19 protein-coding genes and 2 pseudogenes are annotated in these 20,447 nt (G+C 27.4%); 11 read left to right on the forward strand and 10 right to left on the reverse strand.

Features of this window, described 5'->3' with window-relative positions; translation table 11 throughout:
* Positions 1 to 14: 14 nt before the first annotated feature.
* Entirely contained in the window at positions 15 to 1,673 is a 1,659-nt protein-coding gene (locus tag HMPREF1092_RS09005) for a nucleoside kinase (protein WP_002598358.1), read from the reverse strand.
* A 131-nt stretch (positions 1,674 to 1,804) separates the two neighbouring features.
* On the opposite strand from HMPREF1092_RS09005, the pseudogene HMPREF1092_RS17540 reads away from it, so the two are divergent.
* The 3 genes and pseudogenes from HMPREF1092_RS17540 to HMPREF1092_RS09020 form a co-directional block, all read left to right on the forward strand.
* Positions 1,805 to 2,290: pseudogene (locus HMPREF1092_RS17540) on the forward strand (DUF421 domain-containing protein); the annotation flags it as partial.
* A gap of 327 nt (positions 2,291 to 2,617) precedes the next feature.
* Positions 2,618 to 2,860 carry a YetF domain-containing protein gene (locus HMPREF1092_RS17760; RefSeq protein ID WP_317310769.1) on the forward strand — a complete coding sequence of 81 codons (243 nt, stop codon included), beginning with the start codon at positions 2,618 to 2,620 and terminating at the stop codon, positions 2,858 to 2,860.
* Entirely contained in the window at positions 2,850 to 3,230 is a 381-nt protein-coding gene (locus HMPREF1092_RS09020) for a DUF4363 family protein (RefSeq protein WP_002598360.1), read from the forward strand. The genes HMPREF1092_RS17760 and HMPREF1092_RS09020 overlap by 11 nt, the downstream gene beginning before the upstream one ends.
* A gap of 47 nt (positions 3,231 to 3,277) precedes the next feature.
* Here HMPREF1092_RS09020 and HMPREF1092_RS09025 read toward each other — a convergent pair whose 3' ends face one another.
* Entirely contained in the window at positions 3,278 to 3,589 is a 312-nt protein-coding gene (locus HMPREF1092_RS09025) for a DUF1540 domain-containing protein (RefSeq protein ID WP_002598361.1), read from the reverse strand.
* 282 nt (positions 3,590 to 3,871) lie between these two features.
* Between HMPREF1092_RS09025 and HMPREF1092_RS09030 the strand changes: the two genes are divergently transcribed.
* The 7 genes from HMPREF1092_RS09030 to argF are packed head-to-tail and all read left to right on the forward strand — an operon-like array spanning position 3,872 to position 11,766.
* On the forward strand, positions 3,872 to 5,092 hold the full coding sequence (locus HMPREF1092_RS09030; protein WP_002598362.1) for an argininosuccinate synthase: 1,221 nt from the start codon (positions 3,872 to 3,874) through the stop codon (positions 5,090 to 5,092).
* Between the two features lie 2 nt (positions 5,093 to 5,094).
* Positions 5,095 to 6,492, forward strand: a complete 1,398-nt coding sequence (argH, locus tag HMPREF1092_RS09035; RefSeq protein WP_002598363.1) for an argininosuccinate lyase — start codon at positions 5,095 to 5,097, stop codon at positions 6,490 to 6,492.
* Positions 6,485 to 7,519 (forward strand): N-acetyl-gamma-glutamyl-phosphate reductase, encoded by a 1,035-nt coding sequence (argC, locus tag HMPREF1092_RS09040; RefSeq protein WP_002598364.1) that lies wholly within the window; start codon positions 6,485 to 6,487, stop codon positions 7,517 to 7,519. Before argH ends, argC begins: the two co-directional genes overlap by 8 nt.
* Before the next feature lie 19 nt (positions 7,520 to 7,538).
* The gene (gene argJ / locus HMPREF1092_RS09045; RefSeq protein ID WP_002598365.1) at positions 7,539 to 8,753 is read left to right on the forward strand and encodes a bifunctional glutamate N-acetyltransferase/amino-acid acetyltransferase ArgJ; all 1,215 of its coding nucleotides are present in this window, start codon (positions 7,539 to 7,541) and stop codon (positions 8,751 to 8,753) included.
* A 14-nt stretch (positions 8,754 to 8,767) separates the two neighbouring features.
* Positions 8,768 to 9,625 carry an acetylglutamate kinase gene (argB, locus tag HMPREF1092_RS09050; protein WP_002598366.1) on the forward strand — a complete coding sequence of 286 codons (858 nt, stop codon included), beginning with the start codon at positions 8,768 to 8,770 and terminating at the stop codon, positions 9,623 to 9,625.
* 9 nt (positions 9,626 to 9,634) lie between these two features.
* Positions 9,635 to 10,798: an aspartate aminotransferase family protein gene (locus tag HMPREF1092_RS09055; protein WP_002598367.1), complete on the forward strand. Its 1,164-nt coding sequence runs from the start codon at positions 9,635 to 9,637 to the stop codon at positions 10,796 to 10,798.
* Positions 10,799 to 10,845: 47 nt separating this feature from the next.
* Entirely contained in the window at positions 10,846 to 11,766 is a 921-nt protein-coding gene (argF, locus tag HMPREF1092_RS09060; RefSeq protein WP_002598368.1) for an ornithine carbamoyltransferase, read from the forward strand.
* A gap of 89 nt (positions 11,767 to 11,855) precedes the next feature.
* Here the strand turns inward: argF and HMPREF1092_RS09065 are convergent, their stop codons facing one another.
* A complete protein-coding gene (locus tag HMPREF1092_RS09065; protein WP_002598369.1) occupies positions 11,856 to 12,893 on the reverse strand; it encodes a nucleoid-associated protein in 1,038 nt (345 codons plus the stop codon).
* A gap of 145 nt (positions 12,894 to 13,038) precedes the next feature.
* On the opposite strand from HMPREF1092_RS09065, the gene HMPREF1092_RS09070 reads away from it, so the two are divergent.
* The gene (locus HMPREF1092_RS09070; RefSeq protein WP_002598370.1) at positions 13,039 to 13,581 is read left to right on the forward strand and encodes a class IV adenylate cyclase; all 543 of its coding nucleotides are present in this window, start codon (positions 13,039 to 13,041) and stop codon (positions 13,579 to 13,581) included.
* A gap of 66 nt (positions 13,582 to 13,647) precedes the next feature.
* On the opposite strand, the gene HMPREF1092_RS09075 is transcribed toward HMPREF1092_RS09070, so the two are convergent.
* From HMPREF1092_RS09075 to HMPREF1092_RS09105, 7 genes and pseudogenes are all read right to left on the reverse strand, one after another.
* Positions 13,648 to 13,953, reverse strand: a complete 306-nt coding sequence (locus HMPREF1092_RS09075; RefSeq protein ID WP_002598371.1) for a PTS sugar transporter subunit IIA — start codon at positions 13,951 to 13,953, stop codon at positions 13,648 to 13,650.
* Positions 13,954 to 14,028: 75 nt separating this feature from the next.
* Entirely contained in the window at positions 14,029 to 14,331 is a 303-nt protein-coding gene (locus tag HMPREF1092_RS09080) for a PTS sugar transporter subunit IIB (protein ID WP_002598372.1), read from the reverse strand.
* Between the two features lie 227 nt (positions 14,332 to 14,558).
* A pseudogene (locus HMPREF1092_RS09085) lies at positions 14,559 to 17,273 on the reverse strand (sigma-54-dependent transcriptional regulator).
* Between the two features lie 263 nt (positions 17,274 to 17,536).
* Positions 17,537 to 18,370 carry a prephenate dehydrogenase gene (locus HMPREF1092_RS09090; protein WP_002598375.1) on the reverse strand — a complete coding sequence of 278 codons (834 nt, stop codon included), beginning with the start codon at positions 18,368 to 18,370 and terminating at the stop codon, positions 17,537 to 17,539.
* A gap of 20 nt (positions 18,371 to 18,390) precedes the next feature.
* Complete coding sequence (gene aroF / locus HMPREF1092_RS09095) at positions 18,391 to 19,407, reverse strand: 3-deoxy-7-phosphoheptulonate synthase (RefSeq protein WP_002598376.1); 1,017 nt, start codon at positions 19,405 to 19,407, stop codon at positions 18,391 to 18,393.
* Positions 19,408 to 19,495: 88 nt separating this feature from the next.
* A complete protein-coding gene (aroQ, locus tag HMPREF1092_RS09100; protein WP_002598378.1) occupies positions 19,496 to 19,927 on the reverse strand; it encodes a type II 3-dehydroquinate dehydratase in 432 nt (143 codons plus the stop codon).
* A 4-nt stretch (positions 19,928 to 19,931) separates the two neighbouring features.
* Entirely contained in the window at positions 19,932 to 20,447 is a 516-nt protein-coding gene (locus HMPREF1092_RS09105) for a shikimate kinase (RefSeq protein WP_002598379.1), read from the reverse strand.

A 20,447-nucleotide genomic window follows, 5' to 3' on the forward strand; every position in this document is an offset into this window, starting at 1 on the left:
TTTTTTAATTAATTTTAATAGTCATAAAAACAGCTTCCGCCAATAAACTCTCTAAATATAGAGTTTTCTGGAACATATTCCATTGGTATTTCTTTAAAGAAACTTAAGAATGATTTTAATCTATAAGCTTCTGCATAAACCGGACTATCTTTTTTTATTTTATTTAATTCTTTTAATGCAAAAGGTTTTAAAACTGATAATTCATAAACAAGAGTTGAGTTAAACATATCTTCGCAATCTTCTTGATATACAAATATATTTTTCTTTTCTCCTCTTTTTATAGAAGGCCACATTTTTAATGTATCTTCTCCTCCATATCCCCTTGATAGATAATCTCTTACTATTCTTCTTATTTTTCTTACATCAGTAGTATGAATTCTATTATGATTATCAAGATTTAATTGAGTTAAAGCTGAAATATAAATTTTATATTTGTTTTCTTCCTTAACTTTTTCTGTTAATTTAGGATTTAATGCATGAATTCCTTCAACAATAAGTATTCCATTCTTAGGTAATCTAAGCTTATTTCCATGCCATTCTCTTCTTCCAGTTTTGAAATTATAAGAAGGAATCTCAACCTCTTCTCCATTTAAAAGCTTTATAAAATGCTCATTTAGTGTTTTTAAATCCAATGATAAAATAGACTCAAAATCATATTCTCCATTTTCATCTTTTGGGTTATCTTCTCTATTTACAAAATAATCATCAAGGGAAATAGGAACAGGAACAAATCCATTTACCCTTAATTGAATACTTAATCTTTTTGAAAATGTAGTCTTTCCTGAAGAAGATGGACCTGCTATAAGAACCATCTTAACTCCATGTTTATTTGTAATATTATCTGCTATATAAGCTATTTTCTTTTCATGTAATGCTTCTGACACCATTACAAGCTCTCTTATTTTTCCGTCTTCTATTTTTTTATTTAGACTTCCCACATCTCCAACTTCTAATATTCCTAACCATTTTTCAGTTTCATAAAAAATATTAAAAAGTTTTTTTTGTTCTTTAAATTCTGGCAAATTATCAAGATCTTCTCTCTCTGGATATCTTAATATAAAACCGGGTTCATAATATTTTAAATCAAAAGTTTTAATTATTCCTGTAGAGTTTGCCATTAATCCATAAAAGTAGTCATATCTATCCCCTATTTTATATAAATCTATCGAATCTAATTCCATTGATTTTAAAAGAGACACCTTATCATCCATTCCTTCTTTATCAAACAATTCTATTGCCTCTTTTTTAGTAAAACTATTTTTTTCTATAGGAAGATCACTGTTTATTATTTCTATCATTCTCTCTTTTATTTTTTCTACTTCCTCTTTACTTAAAATAGTTTTTTTATGAATTTCTCCAAAAATGCATTTGCTTATAGAATGTTCTATAGTTATTTTTGATTGAGGAAATAAATCAAATGCTGCTTTCACAAATACAAATTGTAATGTTCTTTTATATACATTCATTCCTTCTTCAGAATTTAACTGTACTAAAGTTAAGTTTCCTGATTCTTTTATTTCAGAATTTAACTCGTAATATTCATAATTTAATCTACATAAAATTACACTATCTTTTATTGAGCTATAATGACTATTTATTATATCTATAAATTTTGTATTTTTCCCAACTTCAATTATACTTCCATCTTCAAGCGTTATATTATATTTTTCCATAATAAATGCCTCCTCTCTTCTATTATCATTATATTACTTTGAATATTTCTATGAAACAAATTTTATATATTATTTTATGAATATTTGTTTTATTTTTGAGAATATTATTTTTATAAGGAGGGGCTTAAATTATGCTTATACTTTTAGCAAGAACAGTAATATTATACTTTTTAGTTATATTAGTAATGAGACTAATGGGGAAGAGACAAATTGGAGAACTTCAACCTTATGAATTTGTAATAACTATTATGATTTCTGACCTTGCATTACTTCCAATGCAAGATGTAAAGTTACCTTTACTTCTCGGAATAGTTCCAATACTAACATTATTATTATTGAAACTTGGTTTATCTCAATTACAACTTAAAAGTCAGTTTGCTAGAAAAATAATAGATGGTGAACCTACTATTTTAATATATAATAGTAAAATACAATATAAAAATTTAAAAAACCAACAAATAAACTTAGATGAACTGATGGAAGAATTAAGACTTGCTGGCTATTTTGATTTAGAAGAAATTCAATATGCTATTTTAGAAAACAATGGAGATATATCAATCCTTCCTAATCAAGCACAAAGTTCTAGTTCTCAAGGCTCAGGTGGCTCTCAAAGTTCCGGTTCACAAAACTCTGGTAATCAAGCCTCTGGTTCTCAGAATTCTAGTAATCAAGCTTCTGGTTCTCAAAACTCCGGTAATCAAGCCTCTAGTTCTCAAAATTCCGGTAATCAAGCCTCCGGTTCTCAAAACTTTGGCGCTCAAGAATTAGGTTCTCAGAATTCTAGTAATCAAGCTTCTAGTTCTCAAAATTCTGGTGCTAAAGGTTCTAGATATAAGAAACCTAAAACAAAAAAATCTAAATCAAAGAAAACAGGTAGTAAAAATACTAAACCCCAAAATTCTGGATCTCAAAGCTCTAATTCTAAGAACACAGAAGCTCAAACTATGTCCGAAAATTCCAATTCAAATAAATTATTATTACCTAAAATTCTAGTTTGTGATGGCAAAATAAATAAAAATTCTTTAACTAAAGTAAATCATGATACTGAATGGATAACTAATAAACTTAAAGAATATGGTATAGATGACATGAAAAAAGTTTTAATAGCTTTCTTTGATACACAAGGAAATTTCAAATATCAACTTTTTGATAACTACACTAAGGAGAATACACAAAATGAAAAATAATATCATTTCATTAGTACTTTTTGTACTTTTAATTGGATTAGTATTTTTTGCCCGTGGAAGGCTTATGCATTTGTGTGCGCATATAGAAACATCTTGTGATTCAATTGAAATGGCATTAGACAATAAAGATTATGATAAAGCCTATAATGAATCTGTAAATTTACTAAATATTTTAGAAACTGACACTGCATTTCATGCAATGTACATATCTAATACAGATATTGAAAACCTTATAAATAACTGTACGTCTATAGCTATATATTCTAAATTAAAAAATGATAGTGATGCTTCAGCAGCATTACATATCCTTAGATTATCATCTAGATCTATAAGAAATTTACAAGAACCAACTTTAGAAAACATATTATAAATTTATAAAAAAGCTTAAATTGATTAACAATCTAAGCTTTTTTTATATTATCTTTCCACAAAGGTATTACATTGTGTATCTGACTCATAACTTTTCAGATTGTTTCCAACTTCAATCTCTTTTGCCGTACACATTTGAGCTTTATTATAGATGCATTTATCTACGCAACAATTTATGTATAAATTAGGATTTATATCTCTTATGTCACTGCTTAAAGCTTCGTACTTATAATCGAAGTTTTTGCATCTCGTATCACTTGGAATCTCAGCCTCTTGTCCTCCTACTGTTATTTCAATATTACAACAACAGTTTTGTTTATTATGATTACAATCAGTAACTCCACATCTTAATGTAGTCATTTAACATCACTCCTTTGTTTCTTGATATATTTTTATTATCTGTAGTTTAATTTTTAAAATACCCTTGTCTACCTAGTATTCTACTCTCATTTGTGTTATTTTTTTACTTCATCTCAACTTGATTTTATGCAAACATAATTAAAATTTATGCATAATTTATGCATAAAAAATAATTTTTTATTTATTTTATTAAATATATTGCATAAATATTCTAAAAGCTATATAATACCAATAAATAGAAAATTTGTATTTAAATTCTTATTTTAAAAAGGGGGCTATTTTATGAAAAAATATAATAAGGTTGTTTTAGCATATTCAGGAGGACTTGATACATCAATTATAATTCCATGGCTTAAAGAAAATTATGGCTGTGAAGTTATTGCTGTAGTTGGAAACGTGGGACAAAAAGATGAATTAGAAGGATTAGAAAAAAAAGCAATAAATACAGGGGCATCAAAAATATATATTGAAGATTTAACTAAAGAGTTTGTTTACGATTATATATTCCCTACTATAAAAGCAAATGCTGTATATGAAGGAAAATATCTTCTTGGAACTTCTTTTGCTAGACCTATAATAGGAAAAAGAATGGTGGAAATAGCATTAAAAGAAGGGGCTGATGCTATTTGTCATGGATGTACTGGAAAAGGAAATGATCAAGTTAGATTTGAACTTGCAATAAAAGCCTATGCACCAGATATGCCAATAATTGCACCATGGAGAATTTGGGATATAAAATCTCGTGAAGAAGAAATTCAATATGCAATGGATAAAAATATTCCTATAAAACTTACTCCTGAGACTAACTATAGTAAAGATAAAAATCTTTGGCATTTAAGTCATGAAGGTCTTGATTTAGAAAATCCTAATAATGAACCAAATTATGAAAAAATATTAGAGCTTTCTAAAACTGTTGAAAAAGCTCCTGACAAACCAACTTATATAACAATTTCTTTTGAAAAAGGAATTCCTGTTGCATTAAATGGAAAAAAAATGAATGGGGTTGATATTATTTTAGCTCTTAATAAAATTGGTGGAGAAAATGCTATTGGAATTTGTGATATGGTTGAAAATAGATTAGTTGGAATGAAATCAAGAGGAGTTTATGAAACTCCTGGTGGAAGTATTCTTTACTATGCTCATAAAGATTTAGAATCTATTTGCTTAGATAAAGAAACTATGCACTATAAAGAAATGGTAAGCTTAAAGTTTGCTGATATTGTTTATAATGGCCAATGGTATACTCCATTACGTGAAGCACTTTCAGCTTTCATAGATAAAACTCAAGAAACAGTTACTGGAGATGTAAATTTAAAACTTTATAAAGGAAATATAATAAGTGCTGGAATATCTTCTCCATACTCTCTATACAGTGAAGAATATGCAACTTTTAATGAAGATGAAGTTTATAACCAAAATGATTCTGCTGGTTTTATTAATCTTTTTGGACTTCCTATAACAGTAAAAGCCAAAATGGAACAAGCTCTTAAGGAGAAAAAATAATTATGAAATTATGGGGCGGAAGATTTAAAGATGGAACAGATCCACTTGTTAATGATTTTAATTCATCAATAAGAATTGATAAAAGAATGTATAGAGAAGATATTCTAGGAAGCTTAGCCCATGTAAAAATGTTAGGTGCTAATGGAATTATTCCATTAGCTTCTAGCAAAAAAATTGAAGAAGGCTTATTAGAACTTCTTAAAAGATTAGATAATGGAGTTATAGAAATTGATATGGCCTCTGAAGATATTCATTCTTTTACTGAAGGTTTACTAACTTATTATATTGGCCCATGTGGAAAAATGCTTCATACAGGAAGAAGTAGAAATGATCAAGTAACTCTTGATTTAAGACTTTATCTTAAAGGATATATTCCTATTATTATTAAAGATTTAAATCTTCTTTTAAAAGTACTTTATAAAAAATCAGAAGAAAATATAGATACAATAATGCCAGGATATACTCATCTTCAAAAGGCTCAACCAATAACTTTTGCACACCATCTTTTAGCTTATTGCGAAATGTTTAAAAGAGATATAAAAAGACTTAAAGATGCTCTTGTTAGAATAGATGAAATGCCTTTAGGTAGTGGGGCTCTTGCCACTTCTACTTATCCTATTGATAGAGAAATGGTAGCTAAAGAACTTAATTTTTCTAAAATTACTTTAAACAGTCTTGATTCTGTTTCAGATAGAGATTATGTTATAGAAACTCTTTCTTGCCTTTCTATTATAATGATGCACCTTTCAAGATTTTCTGAAGAAATTATTCTTTGGTGTACAAATGAATTTAATTTTATAGAACTTTCAGATAAATATAGTACAGGTAGCAGTATTATGCCTCAAAAGAAAAATCCTGATGTTGCAGAACTTGTTCGTGGAAAAACAGGGCGTGTATATGGAGATTTAATTACTCTTTTAACTGTCATGAAAGGTATTCCTCTTGCATATAACAAAGATATGCAAGAAGATAAAGAAGCTTTATTTGATGCATTAGATACTGTAACTTTATCTATTAAAACTTTTAATGGAATGATAGATACTATGAAAATTAAAAAAGATATTATGAAATCTGGTGCTTCTAAAGGATTTACAAATGCAACAGACCTTGCTGATTATCTTGTAAAAAAAGGAATGGCTTTTAGAAATGCTCATGAAATAGTAGGAGAAGTTGTTCTTTATTGTATAAAAGAAAATAAAGGAATTGAAGATTTAACTTTACTTAAATTAAAAGAATTTTCTTCTATATTCAAAAGTGATGTTTATAATGCAATTGATTTAAATACTTGTGTTCAAGAAAGAAAAGTTCTTGGAGGACCTTCTAAAGAATCTGTTCTTATTCAATTAGATGAGTTAAAAAAATTTATTAATGCTATAGAAGGAGAATTTATTAATGATTAAAGTTGGAATAATTGGCGCTACTGGTTATGTTGGAGCCGAACTTTTAAGATTGCTTTTAAATCATCCTAAAGTACAAGTTTTTAAAATAAGTTCTGTTTCCTTTATAGGCGAAGAAATAAGCTCTATCTATAAAAATTTTATAAATAAAACAAACTTAATATGTGAAAATGCTGAAGAAGTTCTTTCTAATTGTGATGTAATATTTACTGATCTTCCTCATGGTTTAAGTGAAGAAATTGCAGAGAAAGCTTTATCAGAAAATAAACTTTTAATTGATCTTGGAGCTGACTTTAGACTTTCTTCAGAATCAGAATATTTAAAATGGTATAATAAAAAATTTGATAAGCCAGACATTCATAAATATAGTGTCTACGGCTTACCAGAATTAAATAAAGAAAAAATTAAAAAAAGTAAGCTAATTGCTAATCCTGGTTGTTATCCAACTTCTATAGAATTAGCTCTTCTTCCTCTTTTAAAAAATTCTTTAATCCATACTTCAAGAATTATTTGTGATTCTAAATCAGGAACTACAGGATCAGGACGTTCATTAAGTCTAACTTCTCATTATACAGAAGTAAATGAAAATTTTAGTCCTTATAAAATTGGATGTCATAGGCATCTTCCTGAAATAGAAGAAACTTTAAACTCAATTTCAAAAGAAAAAGTAAAAATAACTTTTACTCCTCACCTTCTTCCAATTAATAGAGGAATAATATCTACAATTTATTTATCTCCTAAAAATAAAATTAATTTAATTGAATTGAGAAAAATTTACTTAGATTTCTATAAAAATGAGCCTTTTATAAATATTTTACCTTTAGGAGATATAGCTCAAATAAAGCAAGTTAGACTTTCTAACTACTGTAATATATCTCTTCACCTAAATCACAGAGAAGATGGACTTATAATAGTTAGTACAATTGATAATATGATTAAAGGAGCTGCTGGACAAGCAATCCAAAATATGAATTTATGCTTAGGATTTGAAGAAACAGAAGGTTTAAACCTTATAAGTCCTAGCTTCTAAATTTTATGGGGGGATTATTATGAAAATTATAGAAAATGGGTCTATAACTACTCCTAAAGGCTTTAAAGCTTCTGGAGTTCACTGCGGATTAAAAAAAAGTAAAAAAGATCTTGCATTAATTTATTCAGAAGTTAAATGCAATGCAGCTGGAGTATATACAAATAATATAGTTAAAGGTGCTCCAATTTATGTTACTAAAGAACATTTAAAAGATGGTACAGCACAAGCAATAATAATAAATAGTGGGAATGCAAATACATGTAATGGAGAAATAGGAATTCAAGATGCAAAAGCAATGGCTTACTTTGCTTCTTTCGATCTTCATTTAAAACCTGAAGATATTCTTGTAGCTTCAACTGGAATAATAGGTGTTCCTCTAAATTTAAAACTTATAATAAATTCCTGTTCTAAACTTGCACTAGGTCTTTCATATGATAGTTCCGATGCTGCTTCAGCTATTCTGACAACAGATACTAGAAAAAAAGAATGTGCAGTAAGCTTTACTCTTTCAACTGGAGAAGAAGTTAAAATAGGTTCTATTTGTAAGGGTTCTGGAATGATAGAACCTAATATGGGAACTATGCTTTCCTTTATAAGTACTGATATTAATATTTCAAAAAATTTATTAAATGAAGCATTAAAAAAAAGTGTAGAAAAAACTTATAATAGAATTTCTGTAGATGGTGATACAAGTACTAATGACATGGTGTTAATACTTGCAAATAAATTAAGTGGAAATAATGAAATAACAGAAAAAAATAAAGATTATTTTTTATTTTTAGATGCATTAACTAAATTAAATCTTATTCAAGCTAAAAGAATAGCTAGTGATGGCGAAGGTGCTACTAAATTAATAGAATGTACTGTCTGCTCTGCTCCTTCAGTTACAGATGCTATCACCCTGTCTAAAAGTGTTATAAATTCAAGTCTAGTTAAAACTGCAATTTTTGGATCAGATGCCAATTGGGGAAGAATTCTTTGTGCACTTGGATATTCTAAAATAAACTTTAATCCAAATAAAATCTCTGTTTCATTTAAAAGTACTAATAGTGAGATAGAAGTTTACAAAGAAGGAATGGGCTTAAAATTTAATGAGACTAAGGCAAAAGAAATACTAATTCAAGATACAATAGAAATAATAATTAATATGAATAGTGGAAATTCAAGTGCAACATGTTTTGGATGTGATTTAACTTATGACTATGTAAAAATAAATGGTGATTATAGAAGTTAATTAGGAGGGCTTTTATGGTAAATGCAGATTATAAAGCAGAAATTTTAGTTCAAGCATTACCTTATATACAAGAATATAGTGGAAAAACTATAGTTGTAAAATATGGCGGAAATGCAATGATAAGTGATGAACTTCGTAAATCAGTTATAAATGACATCATATTAATGAAATGCGTAGGTTTTAATCCTGTTGTAGTTCATGGTGGAGGCCCATATATTTCATCTTTCTTAGAAAAATTAAATATTAAATCCAAATTTATAAATGGGCTTAGATATACTGGTGAAGATACTATAGATATAGTCCAAATGGTGCTATCAGGTAGTGTAAATAAAGATTTAGTTTCTTTAATTGGAAAATATGGTGGAAAAGCTATTGGTCTTTGTGGAATTGATGGAGGTTTAATAAAAGCTAAAAAATTAAATAATGAAGTTGACTTAGGCTATGTAGGTGAAATAACTTCAATTGATATAGAGCCATTAAAAATGGCATTAGACAATGGATATATTCCAGTTGTAGGAAGTATAGCTATTGGAGAAAATGATGAAAATGTATATAACATCAACGCTGATACTTGTGCTTCTAAAATAGCTTCTGCTCTAAAAGCAGAAAAACTTATTTTATTAACTGATGTACCTGGAGTTTTAACTAATCCTAAAAATTCAAATACAATTATATCTAAGCTTAGATTACACGAAATTCCTAAACTTTATAGTGATAACATAATTAAAGGTGGAATGATTCCTAAAATTGAATGTTGTGTTGAAGCTGTTCGTATGGGAGTGACTAAAGCACATATTTTAGATGGTAGAATACCCCATTCTATTTTGCTTGAACTTTTTTCAAATGAAGGTATTGGAACAATGATTTATTAGGAGGTTGTGATGGAGAATTATTTAATGAATACTTACTCTCCTTTAAATAAAATATTTATTAAAGGAAATGGAGTGTTTCTTTATGATAAAGAAAATAGAGAATATATAGATTTTTCAAGTGGTATAGGTGTAAATTCAATTGGATATGGAGATAAAGATTTTATTTCTGCAATATCTAATCAAGTCTCTACTCTTCAACACATTTCTAATATATTTTTAAATGAACGAGCTTTAGAATTGTCTAAATTATTAGTTGAAAAATCTAACATGAGCAAAGTATTTTTTGCAAATTCAGGAGCAGAAGCAAATGAATGTGCAATAAAACTTGCTCGTAAATATAGTTCTGAAAAATATCATACAAAGACTAGAGGAACTATAATCACTTTAACTTCATCTTTTCACGGAAGAACATTAGCTACACTTAAAGCTACAGGACAAGAAAAATTTCATAAGAATTTTTTTCCTTTTCCTAATGGATTTAAATATGTAGAAGCAAATAATATTTCTAGTTTAAAAAACTCTTTAACTTCTGATGTTTGTGGTTTAATGGTTGAAAGTATACAAGGAGAAGGTGGTGTTCATCCTTTAGATGAAAACTTTATAAAAGAAGCTTTTGAAATATGTAAAGAAAATGATATATTGACTATTTTTGATGAAGTTCAATGTGGCATTTATAGAACAGGTAAATTATTTGGCTTTAATCACTATAACTTAAAACCAAATATAGTTACAATTGCTAAAGGACTTGGTGGAGGACTTCCTATTGGAGCTGTATTATGTGATGAAAAGCTTAAAGATACCTTTAAACCTTCTGACCATGGTTCAACTTTTGGTGGAAATCCTGTTTGCTCAGCTGGAGCTATTTGTGTTTTAAATAAATTATCTAAAAAAGAAGTAATTAAAAATATAAATTCTAATTCAAATAAACTTTTCTCTTTTTTAGAAAAAAATAAAGGAGAAAACATTATAGATATTCGTGGAAAAGGACTTATGATTGGAATAGAAATTAAAGGTTCTAGTTTAAAAATTCAAAAAGAAGCTTTAAAACGTGGGTTAGTTGTTCTAACTGCTGGGGAACACGTAATAAGACTTCTTCCACCATTAATAATAAATGAAAATGAATTAATGAAAGGATTAGAAATTCTTATTAATGTAATAAATAAAAAAATCTAAATTTATCTTATAATAAATGAAATTTAAAATAAAAGGGGGCTATTTTAATGAAAAAAGACTTATTAAAAATGAATGATTTATCTAAAGAAGAAATACTTGATATATTAAACCTTGCTGACCAATTAAAATATGAGAAAAAACATAATATAATTCATCACCACTTAAAAGGAAAATCTCTAGGTATGATTTTTGAAAAATCATCAACAAGAACAAGAGTATCTTTCGAAACAGGAATGTTTCAACTTGGAGGAAATGCTTTATTTTTAAGCAGCTCTGATTTACAAATTGGACGTGGAGAACCTATCTGTGATACTGCTAAAGTTCTTTCAAGATATTTAGATGGAATAATGATTAGAACTTTTAAACAAAAAGAAATTCAAACTTTGGCTGAAAACTCTTCTATTCCTATAATAAATGGATTAACTGATGATGAACATCCTTGCCAAGTTTTAGCTGACCTTATGACAATTAGAGAATATAAAAATTCTTTTGATGGACTTAAAGTTTGTTATATAGGTGATGGAAATAATATGGCAAACTCTCTTATAGTTGGATGTCTAAAGGTAGGAATGCACTTCTCTATTGCCTCTCCCAAAGATTATACAATAAAAGACGAATATTTAACTCTTGCAAATGAAATTGCTGATAAAGCTAAAGTAAACTTTACTCTTACTACTTCTCCAAAAGAAGCTATTAAAGATGCTGACATTGTTATTACTGATGTTTGGGCTAGTATGGGACAAGAATCTGAAGCTCAAAAAAGAATTAAAGACTTTAATGGATATTGTATAACACCTCAACTTATGAAAGGTGCAAAAGAAGATTCAATAGTTCTACACTGCCTTCCTGCACATAGAGAAGAAGAAATTTCTACTGAAGTATTTGAAAAACACCAATCTTCTATTTTTGATGAAGCAGAAAATAGACTTCATGCACAAAAAGCTGTATTAGTTAAATTACTTAAATAATATATAATTCAATCAACTCTAAATCAATTTATTATGTTATAAAATAATTTATAAAAAATAAGACACCTATTTAAAGAGATGTCTTATTTTTATTTTTCTATATAATTAGTTACAAATTTTATTGTCATATTAACTGTTCCATCACCATTTCTAGTAACTTCAAACTTAGAAGAATCTAAATAATCTTGTTCATCTATGTATAAATCAATACTATTATCTATTTTTAATCTAATCTTTTTAAGCTTTTTTTCTGCCCAAGTCTTATCTATTTCAACTTCTTCTACACCTTGGTCTTTTATATAGCTACTAAAGTTTTTAACATTTTCTTTATCTTCTCCAAAAACTTCTTGTGAAAACTCATCTATATTTATAGATTCTTCATCACGTAATTTCTGTTTAACTGCATCACGCACTTTCATTGCTTTAGCTGGCTCTTCACTGAAGTTCTCTCTTGTCCATGCTTCAGCTGCATTAACAAAGCTTTTAGTCATGTCTCTTTCATTCGATATAACTGTACATCCTAAAAAATTATTTATAAAATAATTTGCTCCATATTCTTCATCTTTTTTACTTTTTCTTTGCTTATCTAAAACCATAAGATTAAAATGTTCACCATCTCTTATTGGCTTTATAAAAGCTGCTTTTTGAATTTTTTGACCACTTCCTGGTAATCCAGCTGATTGAGGAACTATTTCTATTCCTATCTTTTCATCAATAAAATCTATATGATGGATAAAATTCTTAACATAATCCATTTTAAGTATAGCTATCATTGGCCCTTTATCTGTAACTATAGAAGCCACAATAAGATCACATGATGGTATATTAGTGTTTCCATTCATTATTGCAAACATTTGTCTTGCAAGCTCCTTAGAAAGTTCTATAAGATTATTGTCTATACCATTTAAATAATCTTGGCATACTTCTTTAACTATACTTCTTTCTGGATTAAAAATAGCATATTTTAATTCTTCATCTTTAAGACATTTATCTATATGCTTAAAAATAAATTTATATATATCATCTGTTAAATCTAAAGAATATTCATTTAGTATTGGATCTCCGCCATTACTATCTAAAATATGAATAACAGCTTCATTTACATTTATATCATTTACATATTCCATGTTATATTTCCTCCACAAAAACAATCTAAATATTATTCTATCATAAATTTAAATGAAAATTTCTAAAAATATTCTTTTTATAATTAAAATTAGAAGTCAAATATAGTATAGTAAAAATTAAGAAAACTATTTAGGAGGATTTTTTATGGCAAAAGAATTAGAAACTAGAATTATAAACATAGATTTAGAAGCTCTTAGAAAAAGACTAAAAGAATTAAATGCACAAAAAGTTAAAGTTGAAGATCAAATAAATGATATATATGATTTTTCTGATGGTAGACTTTTAAATGCTAAAGGATATGCTAGAATAAGAACTGTTTATGACAGATTAAATGAAAAAGAAATTATTTTTATGACTACTAAAAAACTTTTATCTCAAGGTAAATTTAAGGAAATGGAAGAAAACGAAGTAATAGTAAGTGATAAAACTATGGCTGAAGGAATATTTAAATCTCTTGGTTTAAAATTACACCAATCTATAAAAAAATATCGTGAAAGCTATAAATTAGAAAATGGATTAGTTGAAATTGATATTAATGATAAAGCTTTCTGCCCTTTCCCTTATATAGAAATAGAAACTGATTCAGAAGAAAATTTAGAAACTATAGTTTCTCTTTTGGGTTATTCTATGAAAGATACTACTTCAAAAACTATTTATCAACTTATAAAAGAATTTAATGAAAAGTAAAAAGAGAGGTGGCTTCCTCTCTTTTTTGATTTATATACTTATCTATATTTTATCTTTATTGTATTATTATTTATTTAATAATTGCTCTCTGATATCAATGATTTCAGCAGCAATATCTTTTAATGTAATAGTTGTCATTAAGTGGTCTTGTGCGTGTACTAATAATAAAGAAACTTCAGTTTTATTTCCTGCAGCTTCACCTTGAATTAATTTTGTTTGTGAGTGATGAGCTTCTGTTAATTGAGCAGTAGCTTTTTCTAGTAATTCTCTTGCTTCGTCTATTTTTCCATCTTTAGCTGCTTGCATAGCTTCCATAGCATAACTTCTCGCCTCTCCGCTATACATTATTAAATTCATAATTATTTCTTCCATATCCTCTACCTCTTTCAAAATCTAATATTTATATCACATTTTAAAAGTGGAGTTTTAGCTCCACTTATTAAAAAATTAACCTATTAATTCTAAAGCTCTATCTAAAACTTTTGCCCCATTCATTGTTCCATAAGCAACTGTATCAATAACTTCTATTGGTAAGTTTGCTGGAGCTTCTTTCTTGAATTTTGATAATAAGAATCTAACTTGTGGTCCTAATAATAGAACATCAACTTCATTCAATTTTTTGTGAGCATCTGCTTCTGCTAAAGCTTCAATATGACATTCTACACCTTTTGCTTTTGCAGCTGCTTCCATTTTAGTAACTAAAAGACTTGTTGACATCCCTGCTGAACATACTAATAATATATTTTTCATAATATTTCCTCCTCGTAAGAACTAAGAATTTAATTCTTAATACTCCTTTGTATTTTTAATTTCTTTTGTATACTTATATCTATAGCAAATACCATGCCAAAAATGAAATCCTTTTTATTTTTGAAATATAACTCCTCAATCCCTTATATATAGCCGTTTCTTACACCTTGTCCCAAAAATATTAGAGTGTAATTTATTTTACACACTTATTTTTTAATTAAGCACACTTATTGTTTATTGTTTAAAACCATCCTAACAATATGTCCTATTTCATTATCCCCTATACTAATATTATACTCCATTTCAATTCTTTTGAAAGCACCCTTAATTATTGTAAATTCTTTAATTTTTTCATTTTTATATTCAATTAATCCTATAAACGGAGTTTCTAATCCACCACTTTTAAGCTTATCTATTAAAAAGCAAATATGCATAACTATTCCTAATTTTACATCAGCTGATATATTAACATTTAAGCTTGCTTCTATAGTAGATAAAATAGTTTTTATTTCCTCAACTAACATATATGAATCTATACCTTTAATTTGACTCTTTAATGAATCACTAACATTTATATATTGTATTTCTTCACTTACAAGAGAATTTAGTCTATTTATCCCTTCTTCTGTAAATACTTCTACAGCTGATATAAATGGAACTCCTTCAAAATACATATTTACTGTTCCAACTATTGCAACTATTGTATAGTCTTTTTTTAATTCTTCCATATTATTTAAGAATCTTTCTTTATCCATTATATCTATAGGAATAACTCTTACTTTATCTTTAATATATATTTTCTCCTCTATTACACTTCTTAATCTTTCTGCAGAACCCTCTCCAGTAAAACAAGTAGTTACAATTGCTAATTCTTTCTTTACTCTCTTTGTTTTGTTTTCTCTATCAGAATAAATATTTATATTTCTACATGATCTATATATAGAATCTATATCTCTACCACATAAAGCTTTTCTTCCAACTTCTATAGCTGTAATAGTGCTTACCATATCAATAGTTCTTATATCAATTCCCGTTTCTTCTTTAAGAATATCTCCAAAATTAACGAGAGAACCCATATCAGCTAATATTATTACCCCTTTACCTTGATTTATTTCTATTACTTTTTTCTTTACTCTCTCAAGCATAACTTCTGCTTTCATAGTAAGTGGCATATCTAAAGCTTCAACATATTCTTCTCCTATAAGAGTATTTGCTACCTCAACCATACTAGTTGCAGTTGACTTTCCATGCATTATGACTAATACTCCTACATTCTTTTCAATATCCTTGTTAGAATCACTTCCACTTGGCTTTAGGAACATTGTTATATATCCTATCTCATCAAGAGTTACATCTACTCCAAATTTATCTTCTATCACTTTTGCTATATCCATAGCTATCATAAACTCATCTTTAAACTTAGATTTTATATAGTTAAGTTTAGGATGATAAATTCTATTTCCATTTCTTATTCTCTCTATACTTCCTTGCATATGAAGAGCTAATCCATAATAAATTTTTTCATCATATTCTCTATCTAATTTTTCTGAAGCATAATCTAAACCTTTTTCAACTATATCTAATACTTTTTCATCTACAATTTTTAATATCTCTGCTTTTCTAAAATTACTTTTAAAAGTGCTCATATATTTTTTAAAATATTCATCTATATCTACATTTAAAATATTTTTTATATGACCCTCATCAAGCCCTTCCTTTTTTAAAGCATCAACTTTCTCTTCTATTGCATTGTAGAAAAATTCTATATCATTTTTCTTAACAGCCTAATCTAATTCAAAAACTTTATTATTTTTCTTTTTATAAGAAAAAGAAATAATATCACTTAAGTTATTAAACAATTCTTCTATTTCACTTCTATTGTCTTTAAGTCTCATTATTCCTCTTTTAACATTAGATTGTAGATCCTGTTGTTCAATCATTATTATGCTTTTACTTCTTGATTTATAATTTAAAAAAGCTTTTGCACAAGCTAATTGAATATCACTTTTAAGTTGTCCTATATTATTTGTACATTCATATAATAAAAATGATATTAATGCATTTTTATCAAAATATATATCTTGTGATAAACGTAAAGATTCATTTTTTATGAATTCTTCTAAAAGCTCATAACGTTCCTTTAAAGTTCTTTCTTTTAATGGTGGTAAAGTAATGGTCATTGGAATTCTTCTAGTAAATGTTTTTAAAAGATAAGATTTTGGTTCTTCTGTTGTAGCTGCTATTATTTGAACTTTTACACTTATTTCTTTTTCACTTTCACCAAGTGGTCTAAACTTTCCTTTATCTATAAAAGTAAATAACATTTCTTGTCCTTGTGGAGATAATCTATGAATTTCATCTAAAAATATTATTCCACCATCAGCTTGCTTTAAAAGTCCATCTCTATCTTTGTCAGCACCTGTAAAAGCTCCTTTTTTAACACCAAATATTTGTGATATAAGTAACTGTGGATTTTCAGAATAATCTGCACAGTTAAACCTTACAAAAGGTGAGTTTTCACTTAAAGTTTTTGACTCTTTTGCAAAGCCATACATTGCTTCTGCAAACATAGATTTTCCTACCCCTGTTTCCCCTAAAATTAAAGTATGCAAACCATTTGGAGGATAAAATATAGCAGCTTTAGCTTGTTGGATTGGTATTTGAAGAGAGGCATTTGCGCCTACTAAGGAATCCAAACAATTTTTTTCTAAATCAATACTTATTTCCTCTTCTGTATTTGAATTATCTTCTATAGCTTTATATAGTACAGGTCTTCCTTCTATCTTAGTTAATCTATTTTCCTTAAATAAATCATTTAAATATCTGCTTATAGTTGCTCTATCTAATTTCATTGTTTGGCTTAATTCAATGGCAGATATTCCTCTCTTTTCTGCTCCGCTTAACTCAATTAAGCCTTTTAGAACCTCTTCTATTCTCTTCATTTCATTCCTCCGTACTTACGTCTTCTTAACTAATTATCATAAATTAATTATACACTATATATACAAAATTACTTAAATTTTATACCTTATTTATTATTTATTAAACTTTTCATACCATTAATTTAACTTTTTTCTAGATAAAATTATAGCTAAAAGATAAAATTTATAAAAGTACTTTTTAGAAAATATTCCAAATATTTCTTTTAAAATATTCAAACTATTTTTATATACTTTTCTAAATATCTTTTAGCTATTTAAATAATTTATAATTTTTCTCTTCTCTCAGAAGATTTTTCAAATAAATTTATTAATGCTTCTCTTTCTTCATTCATGATAGCATATTTTATTAAATCTAATTCTTTTTCAAAATTTATTATTGTTTGAAGCAAATTTTCTTTATTTCCCAGGAAAAGTTCACTCCATAATTCTTCATTGATATTAGCAATTCTAGTTAAATCTCTATAACTATCTCCAATAAATGAACCTGTATCTCTTCCTTCTTCATCACTATTTATAAGTGCAACTGCTAGTGCATGAGGAAGTTGACTTGTAAAAGCAATCATCTTATCATGATAACTTGGAGTTATCCTTCTTATTTTCTTAAATCCTAATTCTTTTGCTAATTTTTCTATTAACTTTATATTTTCTTCTTTATTTATTTTTGTTGGCGTTATTATATAATTTGCTCCTTTAAATACTTCATTTGAAGAAAAATCTATTCCCTTTTTCTCACGTCCAGCCATTGGATGACCAAATACAAAATCAATATTATTAGGAAGTATTTTTAAAATATCATCCATAAGCATTTCTTTTATCCCAGTAACATCCGTTATTACAGTTCCAGATTTAAAATTGTTTATATTTTCTCTTATAAATTTTAAAACTAATTTAGGATATATAGCGAGGATTACTAAATCACTTTCTTTTAGAATATCCTCACTATTCATAAATCCTTCTTTTATTATCCCCATTTTTTTAGCTTTATCTAAAGTATCTTTACATATATCTAACCCATAAACCTCATTGTAGTTTGCTTCTTTTAAACCTTTTGCAAAAGAAGCACCTATTACTCCTAATCCTACAATTAAAATCTTCATTATATACCCCTTAAAAATTTCTATTTTATAATTTTACCTTCTATTTCTGCACAAACTCTTATTTTATCCATTAACGCTCTAAAGTTCTCTGGTTTTATTGATTGTTGTCCATCACTTAGAGCATTCTTAGGATCATTATGAACTTCTATCATTAATCCATCTGCTCCAGCCATAATAGCAGCTTTTGCAAGTGGCTCAACAAGATACCAATATCCTCCTGCATGGCTTGGATCAACTATTACAGGTAAATGACTTAATCTTTTTACCATGGGTATTGCACTTAAATCTAATGTATTTCTTGTATATGTTTCAAAAGTTCTTATTCCTCTTTCACAAAGAATTACATTTTCATTTCCACCTGCTAATATATATTCTGCTGACATTATCCATTCTTCTATAGTAGCTGAAAGACCTCTTTTTAAAAGTATTGGCTTATTTGTTTTACCTAATTGCTTTAAAAGATCAAAGTTTTGCATATTTCTAGCTCCAACTTGAATTACATCAACATTATCTACAAATTGATCTATATAATCTGTAGACATTATTTCTGTAACTATTGGAAGCCCAGTTTCTTTTTTAGCTTTTTTTAATAATTCTAATCCTTCAAGTTCTAATCCTTGGAAACTATATGGTGATGTTCTAGGTTTAAACGCTCCACCTCTTAAGAAGTTTCCTCCTGCTGCCTTTATATCTTTAGCTATTTTTATTATTTGTTCTTCACTTTCAACTGAACAAGGTCCTGCAATTATTCCAAGATTTCCTCCTCCAATTTTTTTTCCTTCTATATCTACAATTGTATCATCTGGTTTAAACAATCTATTTGCTTTTTTAAATGGTTCTTCTACTTTTAATACTTTTTGCACTCCATCAAATCTTAAAAGTTTATTTGAATCCAGTTTCCCTGAATCTCCTATTACTCCAATTATTAAGTAACTTTCTCCTCTAGAAGAATATACACCTAATCCATTACTTTCTATGCATTCTTGTACTTTATTTATATTTTGTATTTCTGTCTTTGGATCCATTATTATTATCATCTTTATTTGTTCCTCCTATAACACTTCTATCCTCCAAATAAAAGCATTTAACTATATCCATTTAAAAACCTTATATTCATCCTAGTTTTTAATTTTGTTTTTCTAATGCATAAATTCCAAGTAAATATCCTATTTTCCCAAATCCTGATATTTGTCCTATACAAGCACTAGCAGTTACTGACTTACTTCTAAATTCCTCTCTGCTATGTATATTCGATAGATGTACCTCTACAGTTTTTATATTTACAGCTTTTATTGCATCATGTATTGCATAGCTGTAATGTGTATAAGCGCCTGGATTTATTATTATCCCGTCAAATTTTTCAAAATAAGCTCTATGAATGTTGTCTATTATTGCACCCTCACTATTACTTTGAAAAAATTCAACTGTGTGCATTCTCTTCTTACACTCTTTTTCTACCATTTTTTCTATACTTTCTAAGTTGTCTAAGCCATATATATCTTTTTCTCTAACACCTAACATATTTAAGTTAGGCCCATTTATTACCATTATTTTCATAGCTTCACTCCTTAATTTTTCCTTTTACCTCTCTTTTTATAGAATCTATTGTATCTCTTATAAAGCCTTCATTTATTATTTCTATATCTGCGGCCTTTTTATATTTATAAATTCTTTCATTATAAAGATTATATACTCTTTCTTTTCCACCTTGTAAAAGAGGTCTTGAGTTTATATCCACATCTTCTATTATTTTTTCAACTGGTCTATTTATAAACACTACTAATGAATTTTCTTTAATAATATCTATATTTTCATCTCTTTTAATAACTCCTCCACCAGTTGAAATAACACTTCTTCTTTTTTTATTTAGCTGTTTACAAGCTTCAGTTTCTAAATCTCTAAAGTGTTCTTCTGATTTACTAAAAATTTCTTTTATAGTTTTCCCTGACATTTCTTCTATATAGTCATCCATATCATAGAAGTTATATTTTAATTCTTTTGCTAAAACTTTTCCCATAGTTGTTTTACCACATCCTGGCATCCCTATTAAAAAAATTTTTTCATACCTTTTTGACAT

The sequence above is a fragment of the Clostridium thermobutyricum genome, from assembly GCF_000371465.1.
Taxonomy (GTDB): Bacteria; Bacillota; Clostridia; order Clostridiales; family Clostridiaceae; genus Clostridium; species Clostridium thermobutyricum.

Coding starts and splice junctions, on each gene's coding strand:
- HMPREF1092_RS09005 (WP_002598358.1), bottom strand. CDS start 1,673: ATGGAAAAATATAATATAACGCTTGAAGATGGAAGTATAATTGAAGTT.
- HMPREF1092_RS17760 (WP_317310769.1), top strand. CDS start 2,618: ATGTCCGAAAATTCCAATTCAAATAAATTATTATTACCTAAAATTCTA.
- HMPREF1092_RS09020 (WP_002598360.1), top strand. CDS start 2,850: ATGAAAAATAATATCATTTCATTAGTACTTTTTGTACTTTTAATTGGA.
- HMPREF1092_RS09025 (WP_002598361.1), bottom strand. CDS start 3,589: ATGACTACATTAAGATGTGGAGTTACTGATTGTAATCATAATAAACAA.
- HMPREF1092_RS09030 (WP_002598362.1), top strand. CDS start 3,872: ATGAAAAAATATAATAAGGTTGTTTTAGCATATTCAGGAGGACTTGAT.
- argH (WP_002598363.1), top strand. CDS start 5,095: ATGAAATTATGGGGCGGAAGATTTAAAGATGGAACAGATCCACTTGTT.
- argC (WP_002598364.1), top strand. CDS start 6,485: ATGATTAAAGTTGGAATAATTGGCGCTACTGGTTATGTTGGAGCCGAA.
- argJ (WP_002598365.1), top strand. CDS start 7,539: ATGAAAATTATAGAAAATGGGTCTATAACTACTCCTAAAGGCTTTAAA.
- argB (WP_002598366.1), top strand. CDS start 8,768: ATGGTAAATGCAGATTATAAAGCAGAAATTTTAGTTCAAGCATTACCT.
- HMPREF1092_RS09055 (WP_002598367.1), top strand. CDS start 9,635: ATGGAGAATTATTTAATGAATACTTACTCTCCTTTAAATAAAATATTT.
- argF (WP_002598368.1), top strand. CDS start 10,846: ATGAAAAAAGACTTATTAAAAATGAATGATTTATCTAAAGAAGAAATA.
- HMPREF1092_RS09065 (WP_002598369.1), bottom strand. CDS start 12,893: ATGGAATATGTAAATGATATAAATGTAAATGAAGCTGTTATTCATATT.
- HMPREF1092_RS09070 (WP_002598370.1), top strand. CDS start 13,039: ATGGCAAAAGAATTAGAAACTAGAATTATAAACATAGATTTAGAAGCT.
- HMPREF1092_RS09075 (WP_002598371.1), bottom strand. CDS start 13,953: ATGGAAGAAATAATTATGAATTTAATAATGTATAGCGGAGAGGCGAGA.
- HMPREF1092_RS09080 (WP_002598372.1), bottom strand. CDS start 14,331: ATGAAAAATATATTATTAGTATGTTCAGCAGGGATGTCAACAAGTCTT.
- HMPREF1092_RS09090 (WP_002598375.1), bottom strand. CDS start 18,370: ATGAAGATTTTAATTGTAGGATTAGGAGTAATAGGTGCTTCTTTTGCA.
- aroF (WP_002598376.1), bottom strand. CDS start 19,407: ATGATAATAATAATGGATCCAAAGACAGAAATACAAAATATAAATAAA.
- aroQ (WP_002598378.1), bottom strand. CDS start 19,927: ATGAAAATAATGGTAATAAATGGGCCTAACTTAAATATGTTAGGTGTT.
- HMPREF1092_RS09105 (WP_002598379.1), bottom strand. CDS start 20,447: ATGTCAAAAAGGTATGAAAAAATTTTTTTAATAGGGATGCCAGGATGT.